The sequence below is a fragment of the Limnohabitans sp. genome, from assembly GCF_031539175.1.
Taxonomy (GTDB): Bacteria; Pseudomonadota; Gammaproteobacteria; order Burkholderiales; family Burkholderiaceae_C; genus Limnohabitans.
Map to the genome: position 1 here is coordinate 54,794 of NZ_JAVKLQ010000054.1, position 20,252 is coordinate 75,045.

A 20,252-nucleotide genomic window follows, 5' to 3' on the forward strand; every position below is an offset into this window, starting at 1 on the left:
TGATATTTTGAAGTCGAGGATAGCATGCGCTCCCCTTCGAAATGCTTACGCGTGCGCCCCAAAGTGGGCACGAACCCGCGCCAAGTCTTCGGGTGTGTCAACACCGGGACCTGGCGAGTGCGCGCTGATGTGCACCGCAATGCGATGCCCGTGCCACATGGCGCGCAATTGCTCCAGCGATTCGGTCACTTCGAGCGGGGAAATTGCCAATTTGGGGAACTCACGCAGAAAACCGACGCGGTAGCCATACAAGCCCACATGACGCAGCGGTGCGGGGTCCGGCAGGGCGGTGATGCCGCCATCGCGCCACCACGCTATCGGTGCGCGGCTGAAATACAGTGCGGTGTTGCGGGCGTCGAGCACCACTTTCACCACGTTGGGGTTGGCAAAGTCGGTCACGTTGTCGATGGCGTGGGCCAGCGTGCTCATGCTGCAGTCGTCACGTTCTTGCAGCAAGTGGGCGGCGGCGTCGATGGAGGCGGGGTCGATCAAGGGCTCATCGCCTTGCACGTTCACCACCACGTCGGTGTCGCTCAGGCCCAGCAAGTCGCAGGCTTCGGCCAAACGGTCGCTGCCCGAGGGGTGATCGGTGCGGGTCAACACGGCTTCGATGTGATGGGCTTGGCAGGCTTGCACGATGCGCACGTCGTCTGCAGCCACCACCACCCGCGAGGCGCTCGACAGCAGCGCACGTTGTGCCACGCGGACCACCATGGGCACGCCGCCTAAGTCGGCCAAGGGCTTGTCGGGCAAGCGCGAAGAGGCCATGCGGGCTGGAATCAAGACACAAAACGACATCAAAGCCCCAATTCTTCATCCGTCAGTGTGCGGGCCTCGTTTTCCAACAAAACCGGAATGCCGTCACGCACGGGGTAAGCCAAACGCGCGCTGCGTGAGATCAGTTCTTGACGCTCGCGGTCAAATTCGAGCGGTCCTTTGGTGACAGGGCAGACCAAGAGTTCAAGCAATTTAGTGTCCATGGGGTGATGATAACTTTGGCCGCTGTGCGGCCTTGAGTGCGAGGTCAATGGCGTGCAGCAGCAGCTCAGGCAATTCGGTCAACAGCGGCACCGCCCACGCCTGCGGGTGCTGGGCCCAGAGTTTGACGGCGTCTTTTTCGGTACACAACACATCACCCCACGCGGGGTTGAGGGTGAGGCCGCGCACATCGGCGTGGTCGGGCAGGGCTTGGGTGTGCGCCAGCTGCACCCCGTGGGCGCGCAGCATGTCGAAAAACACCTCGGGTTTGGCAATGCCCGCCAGCGCTTGCACAGGCGTGTTGCCCCAACTTTGCAAGTTGCGTTGGGTGCCGTCGGCTTGACGTGCAAATGACGCCAAGGTGCGTTGTACGGCAAAGGCCCCGGGCACGGTTTGCCCTGCCGTTTGCACCACCCATGTTGGCACTTCGTTGCCTGTGGTGGGGTGGCGCCAAGCACTGCGTGGCCAAGGCTCGCGCAAAGGCCCTGCGGGCAATAAGTGGCCGTTGCCCACCCCGCGCTCGTCAAACACACAGAGTTCAATGTCGCGGGCCAAAGGCCAATGCTGTAAGCCGTCGTCGCAGACCAACACTTGCACGTCTGGGTGCTGTTTTAACAAGGCCAAGCCCGCGCTGGCACGGTCTGAACCCACCCAAACCGGCACATGGCAACTTCGGGCGATCAGCAAGGGCTCGTCGCCCACGTCTTCAGCGGTGCTGTTTGCCAGCACGGGGCGAATGTCGGGTTGTTTTTTGTCCGAGTTGGGCAAGCGTCCATAGCCCCGCGACAACACGCCCACACGCCAGCCTTGTTGGGTCAGGTGCTGCACCAAGGCCATCACGATGGGGGTTTTGCCCACACCGCCGACCAGCACGTTGCCCACGACCAATACCGGCACGGGCAACACGCGTTGCTTCAAAACACCAAGTCGGTACAGGGTGCGTCTGAGCCACACCAGCGCGCCAAACACAGCGCTGATGGGCCAAAGACAAGCGGCGAGCACGTGGTCTTGCGCTCGCTGGCCCACCCACGCCTGCATCAATGCATGGCGCACAGCGTTCATTCAGCTTTGGCCGAAGACGATTGAGCGGAGAACGTCAGCTGGTTCAAGTTGCTGCGTCGAGCAGCTTCCATCACCATCATGACCGACTGGTGCGAGGCTTGCGCATCGGCACTGATCACCACCATGGGGTTTTCAACACTTTGCGAGGCACTGACCATGGCGCGGGTCAAACTGGCCACGTCGCGGCCATTCAAGGCTTGGCGGTTCACGCTAAAGCGCCCGTCGCTAGAGATCGACACCCGCACTTCGCGGGGGTGTTGCTGTTGCTGCGCGGTGTCTGCCACCGGCAAATTCATTTGAATTTCTGTGAACTTGCTGTAGGTGGTTGACAGCATCAAAAAGATCAACACCACCAACAACACGTCAATGAACGGGATCAGGTTGATCTCAGGTTCGGGGCTGTGTGCACGGTGAAACTTCATGGCCGTCGCTCAACGCAATTTGCTGCGCAAAATCAACAAATGGCGCAGAAAACGATCCGCATCCAACTCAAGGCCCAGCACATAGGCATCCACGCGGGCACGCAAGTAGCGCCAAAACATCAGAGCGGGGATGGCCACGATCAAGCCAAACGCCGTGTTGTACAGCGCCATCGAAATACCGTGCGCCAGCTGCATAGGGTTGGCCGCCGCGCCTTGGGCTGATTGCGAACCAAAAATATCGATCATGCCCACCACCGTTCCCAGCAAGCCCAGCAAAGGAGCGGCCGAGGCAATGGTGGCCAGCGCCGCCAAATGTTTGTCCAACGTGTGTGCCGCTTGACGGCCTGCGGCCTCCATACTGGCGCGCAAATCGGCATCGCTGATGCGTGGCTCAGCGTGCAGCGTTTGCCAACCACTGGCCAAAACGCCGCCCAACACCGAGTGATCGCTCAATTGCTGAATCACCTCCACGGAGGGCAATGTTTGTTGTGAGGCCGCCATGGCTTGTTCCAACAAACCTTCGGGGGCCACCAAATGCATGCGCAAACTCAACAAACGCTCAATGACCAAAGCCAATGCCACCACCGAACATCCCAGCAATGGCCAAATCGGCCAACCTGCCGCTTGTATGATTGAAAACAAACGCGTACTCCTCAATAAATCGCTGGACGATTATCGCTGAGTCCATGATTCACAATTTCTGTGGATAACTTTGTGGGTAACTTGGTTTCGCGCTTGGGCAAACCCGCATGAATGCGTAATTTGAACAGATTGATTGAATTTTCAGCAGTAAAAACCTCAATAAAATCAACAACTTGCTATGAAGATTCGACATTCTTCCCCTCTGCGCCTGCATTAATCGATAACACTTAAATTTGTGGATGACTTCAGCATGCCCTTGACAGAATCGCCCAGTTTGACGCCCCGTATGTGGGCAGTTGGGGCCCTGTGCCGCGCCGTTGCTGATGCTTTGGAAGCCCGCTTCAATCCTGTCGCCGTGCGCGGCGAGATCACAGGGTTCACACGCGCCGCCAGTGGCCATTGTTACTTCACGTTGAAGGACGCTGGCGGTCAATTGCGCTGCGCCATGTTCAAACGGGCCGCCCAATTGCTCGACTTTCGCCCCGTCGATGGTGAGTTGGTCGAGCTCCGTGGACGTTTGGGCGTTTACGAGCCTCGTGGTGAGCTGCAACTGATTGTCGAAAGCCTGCGCCGTGCGGGGCAGGGTGCTTGGTTTGAGCAGTTCTTGCAACTCAAAGCCAAGCTCGACGCCGAAGGTTTGTTTGACCCCGACCGCAAACGCCCCATCCGCACCATGCCGCGCCGCATTGGCATCGTCACATCGCTGGGCGCGGCGGCTCTGCACGATGTGTCGACCGCGCTTCAGCGCCGTGTGCCGCACATTCCGGTCGTCTTGGCGGCCTCACCCGTGCAAGGGCCTGACGCCGCGCCGGGCTTGGTCAAAGCCTTGCAGCAACTCAGCCAGCAGCCCGAAATGGACGTCATCTTGCTCGTGCGTGGCGGTGGCTCGATGGAAGACCTGTGGGCCTTCAACGACGAAACCTTGGCCCGCAGCATCGTCAACAGCCCTGTGCCCATCATTTGTGGCGTCGGCCACGAGACCGACTTCACCATCGCCGACTTTTGCGCCGATCTGCGGGCCCCCACGCCCACGGCTGCCGCCGAAATGTGCGCCTTGCCGCAGGCAGACCTGCTGGCCAACCTCGGCCAATGGCACGCTGCGCTAGAGGGCTTCACCCACCGCTACTTAGACACCCAAGAGCAGCGCCTTGACCGCGCGCAAGCCCGCTTGGGCCGCCCCTCGCAAGGCATCACCACCGAAAAAATGCAGCTCTTGCGCTTGCAGCAACGCCTGCACAGTGGGTTGCAAACCCACACCCAACGCTGCCAACACGACCTGAGTAACCTTGCCAATCGCTTGACCCGTGGCGTGCAGCAAACCCCCGCCACAGCCCGCGAACGCTTGCAGCGCGCCGCCTTGCGCTTGGACTTGCTCGATCCGAAGTTGGTCTTGCAACGCGGTTTCGCGTGGCTCAGCGACGCACATGGGCACGCCATCACCTCGGTTGGCCAAACCCAAGAGGGCCAAGCGCTGCAAGCCACCCTCGCCGATGGCGTGGTTGATTTGCGGGTCGCTGCACCCACTCGCATTTAGTTTTTACAATCCAGCTTTCTTGTTCAGATTTTTTACCCAGAGGACTTCATGGAACACACGCTCCCCGCACTGCCTTACGCCATCGACGCATTGGCCCCCCACTACTCGCAAGAGACTTTAGAGTTCCACCACGGCAAGCACCACAACGCTTACGTGGTGAACCTGAACAACCTGCAAAAAGGTACCGAATTCGAAGCCATGTCGCTCGAAGAGATCATCAAGAAGTCCAGCGGCGGCATCTACAACAACTCTGCCCAAATCTGGAACCACACCTTCTTCTGGAATTGCATGAAGCCCCAAGGCGGCGGCGAGCCCACAGGCGCCTTGGCTGACGCCATCAACGCCAAATTCGGCAGCTACGCAGCCTTCAAAGAAGCCTTCGTCAAGAGCGCCGTTGGCAACTTCGGCTCTGGCTGGACTTGGTTGGTGAAAAAGGCCGACGGCACCGTTGACATCGTCAACATGGGCGCGGCTGGCACACCCTTGACCACCGCTGACCAAGCGTTGTTGACCATTGACGTGTGGGAACACGCTTACTACATCGACTACCGCAACTTGCGTCCTAAGTTCGTGGAGACCTTCCTCAACAACTTGGTGAACTGGTCGTTTGCTGAAGCAAACTTCGCTTAAGTCCACGCCCATTTGTAAGTGCTACTTCGATAGCACTTACAACATGCAAAAGGCTGCCTTCGGTGCAGCCTTTTTTTATTAGAAATGTTAAAATTTCCTGGCTAAGTATAGGATTTTTATGAAATTAACAAAATCTAGTAATTTTCTTGTTTCTTTTTGCTTTGCCACTTTGGGTTTGCACGTCGGCGTGAGCGGTGCACAAACCATCGATCCCCCAGCCAGCCACAGCTTTCCAGCTTCTCAGCCCATCAAAGACCGTTACATCGTGGTTTTCAAATCGACGGTGCAAAACCCCGAGCAAGAGGCTGCCAATGTGATGCGCGGCCTGCAAGGTCAAACCCACCACGTCTTTACCAATGCCATCAAAGGTTTTGCCGCCACGTTGCCTGCGGCTGCTTTGCAAGCGTTGCAAAACAACCCCAATGTGGCGTCTGTCGAGCAAGACGCCACTGTTCGTTTGAACCAAGTCGCGTCTGTCCAAAACCAAGCCACGTGGGGCTTGGACCGCATCGACCAAATCGACCGTCCTTTGGACAGCCAATACCACTACAACTACACAGGTGCGGGTGTCACAGCATTTGTAATTGACACCGGCATTCGTGCGGACCACGTCGAATTTACCGGCCGCGTGCTGGCCGGTTACAACACCGTGCCCGATGCGAACGGCTCCAACGACTGCAATGGCCATGGCACCCACGTTTCGGGCACCATCGGTGGCACCGCGTGGGGGGTTGCCAAAGCCGTCAAATTTGTGCCCGTGCGTGTGCTCGATTGCGCAGGTTCTGGCTCATTGAGCGGCGTCATCGCCGGGATCGACTGGGCTGCGGGCTCCACCTTGCGTCCTGCGGTGGGCAATTTGTCCTTGGGCAGCAGTTACTCCAGCACCGTCAATGCGGCGGTTGCGGGCGCTGTCAGCAAAGGCATCACCATGGTGGTGGCCGCTGGCAACAGCAACGCCAATGCGTGTAACTATTCGCCGTCGAGTGAGCCTTCGGCCATCACCGTGGGCGCGACCACCAGCAGCGATGCGCGTGCGTCGTACTCCAACTACGGTACTTGCTTGGACCTCTTTGCCCCAGGCAGCAGCATCACCTCAGCTTGGTACACCAGCACCACGGCGACCAACATCATCAGTGGCACGTCCATGGCATCTCCCCATGTGGCGGGTGTGGCTGCCTTGGCTTTGCAAGCCAACCCCAACGCCACCCCAGCCGCTGTGGCCACTTTCTTAACCAGCAACGCTGCACTGAACAAAGTCAGCTCAGCTGGGACTGGTTCACCCAATAAGTTGGTCTATGCATTGGCCAGTGGCGCACCCGGCATCGTGGTGCAACAAACGGTCGCCATCAAAAGCTTGACAGGCAGCGCTCAAAAAGCAGGCAAAAACTGGCAAGCCTCCGTGCTGGCCAGCGTGCGTGATGTAAACACGGGCGCCGCTGTGGCCAATGCCGTGGTGTCGGGTTCATTCGTACCAGGAGGCACCACCAGCTGCACTACCGCCAGCACTGGCAGTTGCACCGTGACCTTGACGGGTATCCCCACCACCACCGTGTCGACCACTTTCACGGTCAGCAATGTGACGGGCACCAACTTGGTCTACAGCGCTACACAAAACGCTGCCACACAAGTCACCATCGCCAAACCTTAAGGCTTAAACGCCGCGCCTGCCAATCGGCTGCCGGCCTTCAGCCCCTTTTTCGCAAACCAGCCTTGGTTCATCTCCAACACAAAGCGCACGGGCTTGGTGGAGCAATGTGAATCGGTGGTTTGCGGCTTCATGTCTGCCAAGTTCACGATGGTGCCGTCATCGGCCACAAACGCGGCGGTCAGAGGCAGCAGGGTGTTTTTCATCCAAAAACATTGTGTGCTGGGCTGCTCAAACACAAACAGCATGCCTTCGTGCGTGGGCATTTCGGCACGAAACATCAGGCCAATGCTGCGCTGCTCGGGTGTTTGCGCCACTTGCACATCCATTTGGTACATGCCCGCTTGCAGTTTGATGCGGGGCAGGGTGGTTTGGGGCGTGTCTTGCGCGCTGACCGCCGCTGTACCCAACGCGATCAACAGGGTGAGGAAAAGTCGTTTCATAGCTCACAAATATAGCTGAGGCTTGAGGGGGTGATCTGCCTTTGTCGAACCGCTTGACGTCGCCTCTAAGTCCGTGTTGGCTTGCCCCTAAAATTATGAGACATAACTAAAACCCTCGGGAGCTTCTCGCATGTCTTACCAGCACATTCAAGTGCCGACTCAAGGTCACAAAATCACCGTCAACGCCGACATGTCGCTGAACGTGCCCCATCAGCCCATCGTGCCCTTTATTCAAGGCGACGGCATTGGTCAAGACGTGACACCTGTCATGCGCAAAGTGGTCAACGCTGCAGTGGCCAAAGCCTACGGTGGCGAGCGAGAGATTCAGTGGATGGAAGTCTTCGCGGGCGAAAAATCCACCCAAATCTACGGCCCCGATGTGTGGCTCCCTCAAGAGACGGTTGATGTGTTGCGTGATTACGTGGTCTCCATCAAAGGCCCCTTGAACACCCCCGTGGGCGGCGGCATTCGCTCACTCAACGTGGCCCTGCGCCAAGAGCTCGACCTTTACGTGTGCCTGCGCCCTGTGCAGTACTTCAAAGGCGTGCCTTCGCCCTTGAAAGAGCCTGAAAAAACCAACATGGTCATCTTCCGCGAGAACTCGGAAGACATTTACGCCGGCATCGAGTTCGCCGCCGAAAGCGACGAAGCCAAAAAGTTGATCCAGTTCTTGGTCAAAGACATGGGCGCCACCACCATCCGTTTCCCCAACACCTCGGCCATTGGCATCAAGCCTGTGTCCATCGAGGGCACCGAGCGCTTCATTCGCAAAGCCATTCAATACGCCATCGACCACGACAAACCCAGCGTCACCATCGTGCACAAGGGCAACATCATGAAATTCACCGAAGGTGGCTTCCGTGATTGGGCCATGGCCTTGGCGCAAAAAGAGTTTGGCGCCACCTTGATCGACGGCGGTCCGTGGTGCAAATTCAAAAACCCCAAAACGGGCAAACAAATCATCATCAAAGACGTCATTGCTGACGCCTTCTTGCAGCAAGTCTTGATGCGTCCCGCCGAATACTCGGTCGTTGCCACGCTCAACCTGAACGGCGACTACATCTCTGATGCCGTGGCCGCGCAAGTCGGTGGCATTGGCATCGCCCCCGGCGCCAACCTGTCCGACAGCGTTGCCTGCTTCGAAGCCACCCATGGCACCGCGCCCAAGTACGCTGGCAAAGACTACGTCAACCCCGGCTCCATGATTTTGTCTGCCGAGATGATGCTGCGCCACATGGGCTGGACCGAGGCGGCCGATGTCATCATCGCGTCCATGGAAGCCGCCATTGCCAGCCACCGTGTGACCTACGACTTCGCCCGCTTGATGGACGGCGCCACGCAAGTCAGTTGCTCAGGCTTTGGCCAAGTGGTCATTGACAGTATGTAAGTAACAACCCTTGGTTTTGGCTTTTTGGAAAAAAGCCGAATAACTGAAACCCTCGGAATGTCAAATTCCTGAGGGTTTTTGCATTTTTGGCATTAAAAAATACAAAGTCTTTTTACATGATTTAACAAATAGAAGCACTCTCAAAGTCTCTGCTCACTAAAATAAACGAAACCCAAAGTATTCATTTATTTGGGTTGGTTTTTAAACTTCAGAACACTTCGGGTGCCCTATGAGCAACAAGTCACGCAAATCAGCCACCATCGCCAAAACGTTCAAGAAAAATGCCAAAGCATTGCTTTCTGGCAACAAGGACGTGAAACGATTGGCCGCGGCGTTGCCGCTCACAGCCATTTTGGTCGAAGAGGTGAGGGCGGCGCAAAAAGCCGACTTCAGCAGCCTTGCCAAGCCCAAAGCGTTCAGTCTTGATGCGAGTGCTGTGCCCGTTGCTGACGACGTGCAAGACCTTGTGGCCGAGCAAGATGTCGCCATCGATGTGGCGCAAGAGGGGCAAGTCATTGACGCACTTGTCGGCGACTTAGCGGTGCAGCTGCCCCAAGATGACTTGGTGCTCGCCAAAGCAGATTTGGCCAGCGAAGGCTACCCGAGCATGAATGGCACCGTGATTGCCGATGCTGGTCCTGCTGCGGGTGCCGAGGCAGGCGCAGCAGGGGGTGGTGCCGCTGCTGGCGCTGGCGCAGGGTTTGAGTTGAGTGCCTTGCCTGCCGTGGCCGGTGCGGTTGCAGGCCCCTTGGGCGGTGCTATTGCGGGTATTGCGGCTGTTGTTGCGTCTAACAAAACTACAACACCCAACACAGACTACACCGCCAAAGGCGCTGCGCTCGACTTGTCTTTGAAGCAATTGCAAGCGCAAGGCATGACCAACGTCACCATGGCCAGTGGTGTCACAAGTTTGAGTGTGGATTTAGGCACCGAAGACGCACTCAGTGCGGTGCGCTTTCCCACCTTTGGTGACACGGACAAAAACGGCGTCATCAGTGCCGCTGAAGATGCGGCCATTGACGTCACCCTGAACGCCAGCAGCCTTTCACAAATTCATGAGTTGCCCAGCTTCTCAAGCCAGATGCAAGCATCCGGCATCGATCACGTGGCCCTCAATCTCAACAGCCAAGCGGCCTTTGACGACGTGTTGTCCGATGCGACGTTTGCCACCAGCTTCGACAGCTTGATCACCGCTGGCTTGGATGTCAGCATCGACATGGCCACCAACTTGGCCAATCTCAATGTGGCACAAGCGGGTAACTTGGTCGCTGAAGGTTTGCACTTTGCCAGCAACGACTATGTGCAAATGCAACTCCAAGGCGCTGAAGGCACGCATCTCAGCACCAGCCTCAAAGACTTGCAAAAACTGGGTGTAGACGCGATGTCTGTGGTCTCGGGTGGCGATGCCCATGTGGGCATCGATCTGGGTAACTTCAGCAGCTTCGATGCTGCCAGCTTCAGTGGCTTGCCCGTATTCAAGACCGCGCTCGACGTCACACTGGGTGTCAACAGCGTGGATCAACTCCATGGCATCTCCAGTGCAGCTGTTGAAAAAGCATTGATCAGCTCTCACATCGACCACGTTCAGCTCAACGTGGCCGATCAAGCCGCCTTCAACAGTGTGTGGAGCAGTGCCGCAAACACCAGCGCCTTGAACAGCGACTTGACCTCCTTGCGCGGTGCGGGTTTGGATGTGTCCACCATCGACGTGGGCGGCCACTTCATGAATTCGCAAATTCACCTCAGCCAGTTGCAAGCCGCCACGCTCAATGCCGAAGGCCTGCACTTCGCCGCCAACGATTTTGTGTCGATGGACGTCACCGCTGCCCAAGGCACGCACCTCACCACGTCGATGGCCGACTTGCACAAGTTGGGCGTCGACACCCTCACCATCACCGATGGTGAGCACATCACCGACTTGGGCTTGATGGCCAACAGCCTCACCAGCCACGGCATCACGCACCTCGGTTTGTCCAGCAGCGACATCGACAACACCACCATCACCGCCGGTTCGACCTTGGCCCACAAAGTGGACACCTTCGATTGGGCGCACAGCGGCATCGACTTGGCGTTGGATGTGGACAGCAATGTGTCCAACTTCATGCACGACCTTGAGAACGGCATCGACGTCTTCAACGGCCAGCAGTTGTCCGCCACTGCCAAGTGGGGCGACCTCATCGGTGCGCTGCATCAATCGGGCTTGGGCAGCATCAACCTGCAAAGCACCGCCACCACCAGCGCCGCCTCTGCCAATGTGGTGGTCAGCGACGAGCTCACCGGTGCTTTGTACGACGCCGGCATGTTGCACGCCTTGCCCGATGCCAACATCACCCTCGATGTCGGCACCAACAAAGTGCTGCAAACCAGCCTCAAAGCCATGCTCGACCTCGGGGTGGACAAAGTGCAAACCGACCACAAGGTCTACGTGGGCTTGGGTCTTGACCAAGCCTCTGCTGCCGACATGCAAGGTGTGTTTGCCAGCTTCAACTACGACACCACCGTGCCCGCCGACGGTTTGTTTGGCGGCAAGGCTGCGGGTTTGGTCGTCGACCAAGCCACCTTCAACACCATGGGCGCCAGCGATGTGCACACCTTAGTGCAGCAGCTCTCCAAGCTCGGCATCACCGAAATCGATGTGCTCAGCAACGCCAACGTGGTCACACACGCTTACCAAATCACGGCGCAAACACAAGTGCTGTCGCAAGTCGACATCTTGGGTACCTCCAGCGCAAGCACCGATTTGGCCGTGTTCGACACCGACATCCTGCACAAGACCATCAAGGCCTAAAGCAGGCTTAACGCGCACAAAGGTCACACATGCTCGACGCCCTCAGCACCCCAAAGCAGGGCCTCGCGGCCTCGCAAGCACCGGTTCGCCAAATCTTGCAGCAGTGCCGCAACGCGTTTTGGTTTGCCTTCGGGCTCACCTTCGTCATCGACCTGCTAAGCGTCACGCCGCTGCTGTACATGATGAGCGCGTATGACCGCGTTTTGTCTAGCCGCAGTGGCGTCACGCTGGTGTCGCTCACTTTGGTGGTCATCGCGTTTTACGTGTTTTGGTCGGCACTGGAGTGGATTCGGGCGCGCCTCATGGTGCGCCTGTCCCTGCGCATCGATTGGGACTTGGCCGCCGACGTGTTCGACGCCTCGTTTCGCCGCTACGTGGGCCGCAAAAACGTCAACGTGCATCAGCTCTTGGGCGACTTGCTGTCGTTGCGCCAGTTCTTCACCGGCCAACCCGCTTTGGCCTTGATGGATGCGCCTTTTGCTTTGATCTTCATTTTTATCGGTGCCATTTTTCACCCGTACTTGGCCATCTTTGCCGCCGCTGCTTCGCTGCTGATGGTGGTGGTGTCTTACCTCACCGTGAAGGTGACCAGCCCCATTTTGAAAGAGGCCAACGACGCCAACGCCGAAGCCTCCCGCGTCGCCGCCGAGAGTTTGCGCCACGCCGAATCCACCTTGGCCTTGGGCATGTTGGGCGCGGTGCGCAACCGCTGGTACGCGCAGCACCGACACTTCTTGACCAACCAAGTCAACGCCAGCGAAGCCACCGGACTCATGGGTGGCTTTTCTGGTTTCTTGCAAAAGGCCTTGCCCTCCTTGCAAATGGCTTTGGGCGTGTTCTTGGCCATGGAAAACCTCATCACCGGCGGCATGATCATGGTGGCCTCCATGCTGATCAGCAAATCCGTCTCGCCCATCCAAAAACTCATGGGCTGCTGGAAAGAAATCATCCAAGCCCGCCAAGCCTACGAGCGCTTGAACGAGCTGCTGGCCCACGACCAACAAGCCACCAACACCATGCAACTTCCCGCACCCACGGGCCGTGTCGACGTGGCCGATGCTGCGGCCGTGCCCCCAGGTCACAACAAAGCTGTGGTGTCGGGCATTCACTTTGGCCTGCAAGCGGGCCAAGTGCTGGCCGTGGTGGGCCCCAGCGCGGCGGGCAAATCGTCGCTCGTCAAACTGCTGCTCGGCGTGTGGAAACCTGCCGCAGGCAGCGTGCGCTTAGACGGCGTTGAAATCTCGGAGTGGAGCCACGACGAGGTGGGCCCCTTGGTCGGCTACGTGCCCCAAGAAATCGCCTTCTTTGAAGGCACCGTGGCCGAAAACATCGCCCGCTTGGGCGAGGTCGACCCCGAAAAAGTGGTGCACGCCGCCCAACTCATTGGCATGCACGACGCCATTCTGACCTTTCCCAAAGGCTACGACACGCCCTTGGGCGAAACCGGCTTTGCCTTGTCGGGCGGCCAACGCCAACGCATTGCCATTGCCCGCGCCATTTACGGCATGCCCAAATACGTGGTGATGGACGAGCCCAACTCCAACCTCGACGAAGTCGGTGAAAACGCGCTCATCGACACCGTGCAAGCCCTCAAAGCCAACGGCAGCACCGTGGTGCTGACCACGCACCGCCCACGTCTGATAGGCACCGTCGACATGATGCTGGTCTTGAAAGCCGGCCAGCAAGTGGCCTTTGGCACCGCCCAAGACATGTTTGAAGCCATGCGCCGTTTGCAAGCCGTGCCGTCCACGGCCAGTGCCAGCGATGCACCCGCAGGCGAGGGCGCTGCATCTGATGTGGCCCATGCCGCCAGCGCCACGCCCACCTTGATCACCGCCGCCGGAGGTGCCGCATGACCGACCACAGTGCCACCGCCGCGCACAGCCTTTCCGTCCTCGAACGCGCCAAAGCCGTGGACGACAAACTCACCGGTTGGATCGACGGCTGGAACCCCTACAAACCCGAAAAACTCCACAGCCGTGGCCTGCAGCCCGTGTTGGTCGAAGAGTCCGACATTCGCCGCAACGCCGCCAAGTGGTTCTTGGGCTTCTTCGCCGTCTTTTTGGCGTGGGCCTTGTGGGCGCCCATCGATGCGGGCGTCACCGTGCAGGGCAGCGTGTCGGTGCTGGGCAACCGCAAAGCCATTCAGCACCCCACCGGCGGTGTGGTACAAGAAATCATGGTGCAAGAGGGCGCGCAAGTGCAGCAAGGTCAAGTGCTCTTGCGCATCAACCCGCTCAAAAGCGAAGTTGAAATGACCGGCGCTGAGCTGCAATACATCAACCTGCTCGCCACCGAATCGCGCCTCAAAGCCGAACGCGACAACACAGGCGCCATCAAATGGGGCGACGAGTTGGGCAAACACTTCAAGCCCGACGATCCCCGCGTGGCCGAAGCCAAAGCCCTGCAAGTGCAACTCTTTAACTCGCGCAAAGCCGAATTCAACAGCCAAGTGTCCAGCTTGAACGAGCAAATCGAAGGCCTCAACAGCGTGCTCAGCTCTCGCAAAGTGCAGCAACGCAGCTTGGGTGAAGAAATGAGCAACACCCAATCGCTCGCCAAAAACGGCTTTGTGCCCATGGCCCAAGCCAACCAAGCCGAGCGCCAAAAGAGCGACATCGACTCCAGCATCGCGAGCACCCAAGCCGACATTGCCCGCGCCAAACTGCAAATTGCCCAAGTTCGCAGCACCTTGCTCAAAGATGTCGACAACCAGTTGCAAGAACTGCAAAAAAACCGCGACGCCATGCTCAGCCGCCTAGACAGCGCCAAATTTGACCGCGACTTGGCCGAAGTCCGTGCCCCCGTCAGCGGCAGTGTGGTGGGCCTCAAAGTGTTCACCGAAGGCGGCGTGGTCACCAGCGCCCAAGTGCTGATGGAAGTCGTGCCCAAAGACGAAACCCTCATCGTGCAAGCCAAAATCCCCGCCAGTCTGATCGACAAAGTGCGCGCAGGCATGCCCACCGACATGCGCTTCACCGCGTTTAACCAATCCACCACCCCCGTCATCCCCGGCAGCGTCAAAGTGGTAGGCGCCGACAAAGAGCCCAGCACCAACGCCAGCGAAGGCGACTTCTACTTAGCCCAAGTCGAAACCACCAAAGAAGGCCTAGAGCGCCTGAGTGGCCTGAAAGTGCAGCCTGGCATGCCCGTCGATGTGGTCATCAAAGCGGGCGAGCGCTCGTTCATGAGCTATCTGCTCAAACCACTCAGCGACAAGATGGCACGGGCGTTCAAAGATTGACGAGGCAATGCAATTGCATTACCATTTTGGCATTCCATGCTTTCAGGAGTTTTAAATGCCAATCGTCATGCACGTTGAATCCACCCTGACAGATCGTTACCAAACCACGGTGCCCGAATCGGTGCGTCGTCAGCTTGGTTTATCCAAACGCGACAAAATTCAATACGACGTCATGTCCGATGGCATGGTTGTCTTGCGCCGTGCGCAGCCAAGTCCTGTTGAAGATCCAGTTTTAGACAAGTTCTTGTCATTTTTGGCACAAGACATGACGAACAACCCGCAGCATTTGCAAATGTTGGATCCCGCCTTGATCCAGCGTGTGGCCGAATTGGTTGGCGACGCACATGTCGACCTTGACCAAGCCTTGTCCGAAGACGACGAATGAACAGCGGTTGGACCGTCTTAGCGCATCCGTTATTTTTGGCTCAGCTTGCGGCCTTGACGCAACAGGTGCAGTCGCTCAAACAGAAAGACCCGAACGGTTACACCAAGAAAAACGCATTCAAACGTTTAGCCGCTATTCATAAGCTTGCATTTGAGGTCATTCCACAAGACCCCACCCGTGTCGAATTTCGCCAAGGCAACGCCTTAGGCGAGGCCCACAAGCATTGGTTCCGAGCGAAGTTCTTTCAACAGTACCGTTTGTTTTTTCGCTATCACGCATCAGCCAAAGTCATTGTGCTGGTGTGGGTCAACGATGAAGACACCAAACGGGCTTATCAAAGTCCAGACGACGCCTATTGCGTCTTCAGAAAAATGCTAGAAACCGGACATCCCCCTGATGATTGGGGCGCACTACTGACGCAAGCACAAACGACACCCAAGCGCTGATGCATCTTCTTTTCCCTCACAGGGCTCGCCTAACCAGCGAGCCCTTTTTCATTTGTTACTCGCACTTACAAATTATTTGTTTTTAACAAGTTTTTACAATCTATGTAGTATTATTTGAATACTATAGGTGTAACTAATTAAGGTTTCAATGATCTGTAAGCATTCATGGAGAGCAGCCGCTTGCGCGCTGACGGCGGTAGCGTGGCTGAGTGGGTTTAGCACCTCGGCGCAAGCGCTAGACCTGCTGGGCGACTACCAAAAAGCCTTGGCCTACGACCCCACGTTTCAGACCGCCTTGGCCGAGCGCCAAGCCAACTTGGCCAGTGCCACCCAAGCCCGCGTGGCTTACTTGCCCGAGGGCAACATCAGCAACCAGCGCTTGCAGACCGACACCAGCGACCGTCGCACCCTCACGCTGACCCAGCCGCTGCTGAGCCTCGAGCGCATCGCCACCTTCCGCATGGCCGAGCCCCGCGAGGCATTTGCCGAAGCCACCTTTGTGGGCAAGCAGCAAGATTTGGCTTTGCGCTTGCTCAAAGGCGCCAACGCCATCATCTTGGCCAACGAAAACCTCAAACTCAACGCCGCCAAAATGGCCGCGCTCGACCAACAAGCCTTGGCCGCCAAAGCCAAACTCAGCCTAGGGCAGGGCACCATCACCGACCTGCGCGACATTGAAGTCAAAGCCGCCCAAGCCAAAGCCCAGCAGCTCAGCTTCAAAACCGCGCTCGACGTAGCCGCCAAACAATACGCCGCCATGACCGGCGCACGCCCCAACGTCGCCGAGTTTGTGCTGGCCCAAAAAGACCGCAGCCTGCCACTCAAAAGCGCGGCCGATTATGTGGACTTGGCCCTGCAAAACAACCCCGCCTTACAAGCCGCCCGCCACGCCGAACGCGTGGCCGAGCTGGATGTCGACAAAACCACGGGCTCGCTGTTTCCCACCATCTCGGCCACCCACAGCCAGAGCAAATCGGGCGCCACCAACGTGCAATACAGCGGCATCACCGTCAGCATGCCCTTGCAAGCTGGCAACTTCTACGCCCGTGAAAGCGTGCAAGCCAACTACCTCAAAGCCAAAGAAGCCACCCGCGACGTGGAAGAAAAAACCCGCCTTGAAGTCGAAAAACTGCGCGAGCAAATTGAAACCGGCCTAGAGCTGCTGACCATTCAAAAAGACGCCATCGCCGCCGCTGAACTCAGCTTAGAAGCCAACCAAAAAAGCTATGAAGGCGGCGTGCGCAGCGCCGTTGACATCTTGAACGCCACCCAAACCGTCTTTCAAGTCAAAAGCGAATTCGTCACCGCCACCACCAGCCAAGCCGAAAACCTGCTCAGCCTCGCTTTTCAAACTGCCACTGAGCCCCAAGCTGCCGTGGCCGCCACCATGCGCTTTTTAACCGCGGAGTAACGCACATGAAAATTGTGATCGTTGCCTCCAGCCCTGACTGCAACACCACCGACCTGCAAACCCTGCTGCAAGCCTCGGGCTTGCAATCAGCGCGGCCCAGTGCCAAACACGGCCTGAGCGGCACCGACTGGCACACCAAACTCTACAAAGCCCTCGACCAAGACGAAAGCGGCCTCTACACCCAAAGCCCCTTATCTGTGGGCATTGCGTGGCTAGAGCTGGCGGTCGACCTGTTGGTTACCAACCTCGACCAAACCGAGTGGGGCTTTGCAGACTCACGCGCCACGTGGGTGCTCGACTTTTGGCGCAACGTCGACCCACAAAGCCGCTTTGTGCTGGCCTACACACCGCCCCAACACGTCGACCTCTCGAACCCCCAAGCGCTCAGCACTTGGCTCAGCTACACCGGCGAACTCTTGCGCTTTTACAAAGCTAACAAAGCACGCGCCATCTTGGTCGACACCAGCGAAGTCGGCATTTACCCCGCACGTCTGTCGTACACCTGCCAAAAAACGTGGTCTCTCACCACCGTCGATTGGCGCAACTTGGGCACCGTGGCCGCATCGGCACCGCCCAACACCTACTACCCCGTGCCACCCGTTGCCGCCAAACTTGGCAAGCTCTTGCAACAGTCGCGCACCCCTTTGCTCAACCCGAGCACCGCCGTCATGGCCTCCAAAAAGTCAGGCAAACCGCAAGGCATGCTGGGCGCACTCTTTGCCTTGTTTGGTAAATCCAAACAACTCAGTGAAGACCTTGACCGCAGCCAAGCCGAACTCTCGCAAGCCAAAGCCGAGTTGGACCAAGCCAACCTGCTGCTGAGCGAACTGGGCAAAGACAAAGACAACTTGCAAACCCAAGCCCAAGACCTGCAAGCGCAGATCGACCGCTTGAACGCCCAAGCCGAGGCACTGCAAGCAGAGCGCCAAGCCCTGCAAGCGCAAAACCAAACGCAAAGCCAAGAAGGCGAATTGCTGCTGAGCCAGCTGCACCAAGTGCAAGAAGAGCTAGAGCGCTACGCCTTGCAAAACAAGCAAGTGCAAGCGCAACTGGCCCAAACTGCCGCCGCCGAAACCGCCCTCAAAACGCAGTTAGACAACGTCACAAAAGCGCTGGAAGCCAAGAGCAACGACCTGGCCGCCAAAGCGAAAGAGCTGGTCGATGCCCAAGCGGCTGCAAAAAACGCCGCACAAACGGCAAGTGCCGCCGCGCAGTCAGCTGGAGCAGCCGCACAAGTTGCCGCCGCTAAAGCCAAGCAAGAAGCCGATGCTGCAGCCAGCGCTGCCAAAGCGCAGCTAGACGCCAAAGCCAAAGAGCTTGCAGACAAAAACAACGAGCTAGCAGCCAAGGTCAAACAGCTGGCTGATGCGCAAGGTGCATTAGCGGCTTCCCAAGCCGCGGCAAACAAAGCCAAGCAAGAAGCCGATGCAGCAGCTAATGCAGCTAAAGCTCAGTTAGACGCCAAGGCTAAAGAGTTGGCTACCGCTCAAACGACTGCGCAAGCTGCAACTGTTGATAACGACGCTTTGATGAAAGACAAAGCAAGCCTTTCAGCTGAACGTGATGTCCTTGTTAAAGACAAAAAAACGCTACAAACCGAAACAGCCGCACTTCAAACACAACTCACCACACAACAACGAGAACTCAAACAAGAAAACGATCTCTTGCTTTTGCAGTTGCACCAAGTACAAGAAGAGTTAGAGCACTATTTTTTAGAGCATCAAACCCTTCAAAAAGCAACGCAATCACAAAATCAACGCTGGCAACGTTTGGAAACGCGCTTGCCCAGTTACCTCGATTACGAAGAAATTGCCCCCGTAGCGATAGATGGCTCTTCAGAAACCCCCAGCATTGATTGGCAAATCACGAATTGCACGATCAATGGCCAGATCGTGCCTGAGTTGAAGTTTTCGACGTCATTGGCTAATGGCAAAACGATGCTCCGCGTTGATCAACAAGAGCTTGTGCCTCGTGCGCTTGATATTCAAAACTTCCGCAGCATCACAGCGGCTGATTGGCGAAGGCTCAACACGGCATCAAAAGCCATTCAATATTATTTTTCAGACCCAGCGACCTCAAGCAAAAAGCCTGAAGAATTTGACTTCGTATTCTGGAAGCAAACCCTGCTTCCATTGGCTGCTGATATTCAATCAATGCCTAGTGTGTTTCGCTATACCTCGGTGCAGCTCAAACGAGAACTCATTCACACCGACTATGAGCACCTTTGGCTCGTTTTCAATGACGCGAGCTATGGCACTCAAACATGGCCTAAATTTGAAATGCGTTTAAGCGCAGCCAATATTCAACCGGGTAAGTTTTCTAACTTTCCAAAACTTGAGTTCCCTCGGATCGACGGCAAAACACAGCCCTTCGACAGTTGGTTTGAAGAATCTTGGGATGACTTTGGCGGCAAGCTAGAGCTGCGCTTTGATGTCAGTAAACAACTGTGCGACCTAGGTGTTTGGAGCAAATTGAACGCATCAGATCAGGCGCTTCTTTTATCGCTTATTACCTTGTTGCCAACAGCGGTGCAGCAAATGCAGACTAATAAGGTTGCGATCTCACGAGCTTGGATGGATTGGGTAACAGCCTTGAATGGCGTAATTAAATCTCTGCGTAAAATTTTTAAAAAGGCGATGTAGTTTTTTTAATAAATTTCATAAAAAATAAAAATTTCAAACGTAAATTAAATTTGAAAGTAATTTAGCTAAGAGTTAATGTTTTATTGGCTGAATAATTATAAATATTAAGAGGAAAATATGAGTGAATGGATGTTAGATTTTTTTGATGAAGATAATCCTTGGAAAGCCCAAGCTATTGATCGTATTACGCGAAATTCTATTGATTTGATTTCTCGAAATGCCAAATACATTTTAGATCCTAAAGTGTTTGGCGATTGCGATTATCTTTACGTAGGTAGAGATGTGTGCAGACCTGGTTTAGGCCATTTTCCAAGATTTTCCTGGCGAGCACCTGCAGAAGGTTATTTTTGCATTAAATTTGTTTTTTCGTTAATTAATGAATCAAATATTAATGGTGCGCGAATAAAAGTATTTAAAGAGAATTCATTTTGTTTAGAAAATAGGATTCTTTATTCGGCGGATTCAAGGACGAAGTGCAACAAAGATGAACTGGTTATAGGTGGCTGAGGATGCGAGAGCATCATGGCCGCTTTAACCGCCAAATCGAAATTGCCCAATGTACAAGCACCTCAGCCGAGAAGAACGATACCAAA

The 20,252-nt window shown here is 56.4% G+C and carries 18 protein-coding genes; 12 read left to right on the forward strand and 6 right to left on the reverse strand.

Translation table 11 applies throughout. From position 1 onward, the window contains the following. Positions 1-45 precede the first annotated feature (45 nt). From kdsB to RMS95_RS09765, 5 genes are read right to left on the reverse strand one after another with little or no spacing between them, the layout of a single operon-like run. Complete coding sequence (kdsB, locus tag RMS95_RS09745) at positions 46-798, reverse strand: 3-deoxy-manno-octulosonate cytidylyltransferase (RefSeq protein WP_310645703.1); 753 nt, start codon at positions 796-798, stop codon at positions 46-48. Next, the gene (locus RMS95_RS09750) at positions 798-980 is read right to left on the reverse strand and encodes a Trm112 family protein (protein WP_100133173.1); all 183 of its coding nucleotides are present in this window, start codon (positions 978-980) and stop codon (positions 798-800) included. The genes kdsB and RMS95_RS09750 overlap by 1 nt, the downstream gene beginning before the upstream one ends. Next, complete coding sequence (gene lpxK / locus RMS95_RS09755; protein WP_310645705.1) at positions 970-2,040, reverse strand: tetraacyldisaccharide 4'-kinase; 1,071 nt, start codon at positions 2,038-2,040, stop codon at positions 970-972. Before lpxK ends, RMS95_RS09750 begins: the two co-directional genes overlap by 11 nt. Beyond that, complete coding sequence (locus RMS95_RS09760) at positions 2,037-2,462, reverse strand: biopolymer transporter ExbD (protein WP_310645706.1); 426 nt, start codon at positions 2,460-2,462, stop codon at positions 2,037-2,039. Before RMS95_RS09760 ends, lpxK begins: the two co-directional genes overlap by 4 nt. A 9-nt stretch (positions 2,463-2,471) precedes the next feature. Next, positions 2,472-3,104 carry a MotA/TolQ/ExbB proton channel family protein gene (locus RMS95_RS09765; protein WP_310645708.1) on the reverse strand — a complete coding sequence of 211 codons (633 nt, stop codon included), beginning with the start codon at positions 3,102-3,104 and terminating at the stop codon, positions 2,472-2,474. 250 nt (positions 3,105-3,354) lie between these two features. Between RMS95_RS09765 and xseA the strand changes: the two genes are divergently transcribed. The 3 genes from xseA to RMS95_RS09780 all read left to right on the forward strand — a co-directional run bounded on the left by xseA (position 3,355) and on the right by RMS95_RS09780 (position 6,916). Further along, positions 3,355-4,638 carry an exodeoxyribonuclease VII large subunit gene (gene xseA, locus RMS95_RS09770; protein ID WP_310645709.1) on the forward strand — a complete coding sequence of 428 codons (1,284 nt, stop codon included), beginning with the start codon at positions 3,355-3,357 and terminating at the stop codon, positions 4,636-4,638. Positions 4,639-4,686: 48 nt separating this feature from the next. Then, entirely contained in the window at positions 4,687-5,268 is a 582-nt protein-coding gene (locus RMS95_RS09775) for a Fe-Mn family superoxide dismutase (protein ID WP_310645711.1), read from the forward strand. A gap of 169 nt (positions 5,269-5,437) precedes the next feature. After that, positions 5,438-6,916, forward strand: a complete 1,479-nt coding sequence (locus RMS95_RS09780) for a S8 family peptidase (protein ID WP_310645713.1) — start codon at positions 5,438-5,440, stop codon at positions 6,914-6,916. Here the strand turns inward: RMS95_RS09780 and RMS95_RS09785 are convergent. Continuing rightward, a complete protein-coding gene (locus RMS95_RS09785; RefSeq protein WP_310645715.1) occupies positions 6,913-7,356 on the reverse strand; it encodes a DUF192 domain-containing protein in 444 nt (147 codons plus the stop codon). The genes RMS95_RS09780 and RMS95_RS09785 overlap by 4 nt on opposite strands. 130 nt (positions 7,357-7,486) lie before the next feature. Here RMS95_RS09785 and icd point away from each other — a divergent pair, with 130 nt between their 5' ends. The 9 genes from icd (at position 7,487) to RMS95_RS09830 (ending at position 20,166) form a co-directional block, all read left to right on the forward strand. Next, a complete protein-coding gene (icd, locus tag RMS95_RS09790; protein WP_310645717.1) occupies positions 7,487-8,743 on the forward strand; it encodes an NADP-dependent isocitrate dehydrogenase in 1,257 nt (418 codons plus the stop codon). Between the two features lie 229 nt (positions 8,744-8,972). Further along, positions 8,973-11,531, forward strand: a complete 2,559-nt coding sequence (locus tag RMS95_RS09795) for a hypothetical protein (RefSeq protein WP_310645719.1) — start codon at positions 8,973-8,975, stop codon at positions 11,529-11,531. Positions 11,532-11,560: 29 nt separating this feature from the next. After that, entirely contained in the window at positions 11,561-13,387 is a 1,827-nt protein-coding gene (locus RMS95_RS09800; RefSeq protein ID WP_310645721.1) for a type I secretion system permease/ATPase, read from the forward strand. Next, positions 13,384-14,775, forward strand: coding sequence for an HlyD family type I secretion periplasmic adaptor subunit (locus tag RMS95_RS09805; RefSeq protein WP_310645722.1), 1,392 nt, complete (start codon positions 13,384-13,386; stop codon positions 14,773-14,775). The genes RMS95_RS09800 and RMS95_RS09805 overlap by 4 nt, the downstream gene beginning before the upstream one ends. A 55-nt stretch (positions 14,776-14,830) precedes the next feature. After that, on the forward strand, positions 14,831-15,160 hold the full coding sequence (locus RMS95_RS09810) for a type II toxin-antitoxin system PrlF family antitoxin (protein WP_310645723.1): 330 nt from the start codon (positions 14,831-14,833) through the stop codon (positions 15,158-15,160). Beyond that, positions 15,157-15,606, forward strand: coding sequence for a type II toxin-antitoxin system YhaV family toxin (locus RMS95_RS09815; RefSeq protein WP_310645725.1), 450 nt, complete (start codon positions 15,157-15,159; stop codon positions 15,604-15,606). The genes RMS95_RS09810 and RMS95_RS09815 overlap by 4 nt, the downstream gene beginning before the upstream one ends. A gap of 148 nt (positions 15,607-15,754) precedes the next feature. Further along, entirely contained in the window at positions 15,755-17,017 is a 1,263-nt protein-coding gene (locus tag RMS95_RS09820; protein ID WP_310645727.1) for a TolC family protein, read from the forward strand. 5 nt (positions 17,018-17,022) lie between these two features. Beyond that, positions 17,023-19,659 carry a hypothetical protein gene (locus RMS95_RS09825; RefSeq protein WP_310645729.1) on the forward strand — a complete coding sequence of 879 codons (2,637 nt, stop codon included), beginning with the start codon at positions 17,023-17,025 and terminating at the stop codon, positions 19,657-19,659. 117 nt (positions 19,660-19,776) lie between these two features. After that, a complete protein-coding gene (locus tag RMS95_RS09830) occupies positions 19,777-20,166 on the forward strand; it encodes a hypothetical protein (RefSeq protein ID WP_310645731.1) in 390 nt (129 codons plus the stop codon). The last annotated feature ends 86 nt before the right edge of the window (positions 20,167-20,252 follow it).

Coding starts and splice junctions, on each gene's coding strand:
- xseA (WP_310645709.1), top strand. CDS start 3,355: ATGCCCTTGACAGAATCGCCCAGTTTGACGCCCCGTATGTGGGCAGTT.
- RMS95_RS09815 (WP_310645725.1), top strand. CDS start 15,157: ATGAACAGCGGTTGGACCGTCTTAGCGCATCCGTTATTTTTGGCTCAG.
- RMS95_RS09825 (WP_310645729.1), top strand. CDS start 17,023: ATGAAAATTGTGATCGTTGCCTCCAGCCCTGACTGCAACACCACCGAC.
- lpxK (WP_310645705.1), bottom strand. CDS start 2,040: ATGAACGCTGTGCGCCATGCATTGATGCAGGCGTGGGTGGGCCAGCGA.
- RMS95_RS09800 (WP_310645721.1), top strand. CDS start 11,561: ATGCTCGACGCCCTCAGCACCCCAAAGCAGGGCCTCGCGGCCTCGCAA.
- RMS95_RS09760 (WP_310645706.1), bottom strand. CDS start 2,462: ATGAAGTTTCACCGTGCACACAGCCCCGAACCTGAGATCAACCTGATC.
- icd (WP_310645717.1), top strand. CDS start 7,487: ATGTCTTACCAGCACATTCAAGTGCCGACTCAAGGTCACAAAATCACC.
- RMS95_RS09810 (WP_310645723.1), top strand. CDS start 14,831: ATGCCAATCGTCATGCACGTTGAATCCACCCTGACAGATCGTTACCAA.
- RMS95_RS09820 (WP_310645727.1), top strand. CDS start 15,755: ATGATCTGTAAGCATTCATGGAGAGCAGCCGCTTGCGCGCTGACGGCG.
- RMS95_RS09750 (WP_100133173.1), bottom strand. CDS start 980: ATGGACACTAAATTGCTTGAACTCTTGGTCTGCCCTGTCACCAAAGGA.
- RMS95_RS09805 (WP_310645722.1), top strand. CDS start 13,384: ATGACCGACCACAGTGCCACCGCCGCGCACAGCCTTTCCGTCCTCGAA.
- kdsB (WP_310645703.1), bottom strand. CDS start 798: ATGTCGTTTTGTGTCTTGATTCCAGCCCGCATGGCCTCTTCGCGCTTG.
- RMS95_RS09830 (WP_310645731.1), top strand. CDS start 19,777: ATGAGTGAATGGATGTTAGATTTTTTTGATGAAGATAATCCTTGGAAA.
- RMS95_RS09795 (WP_310645719.1), top strand. CDS start 8,973: ATGAGCAACAAGTCACGCAAATCAGCCACCATCGCCAAAACGTTCAAG.
- RMS95_RS09775 (WP_310645711.1), top strand. CDS start 4,687: ATGGAACACACGCTCCCCGCACTGCCTTACGCCATCGACGCATTGGCC.
- RMS95_RS09785 (WP_310645715.1), bottom strand. CDS start 7,356: ATGAAACGACTTTTCCTCACCCTGTTGATCGCGTTGGGTACAGCGGCG.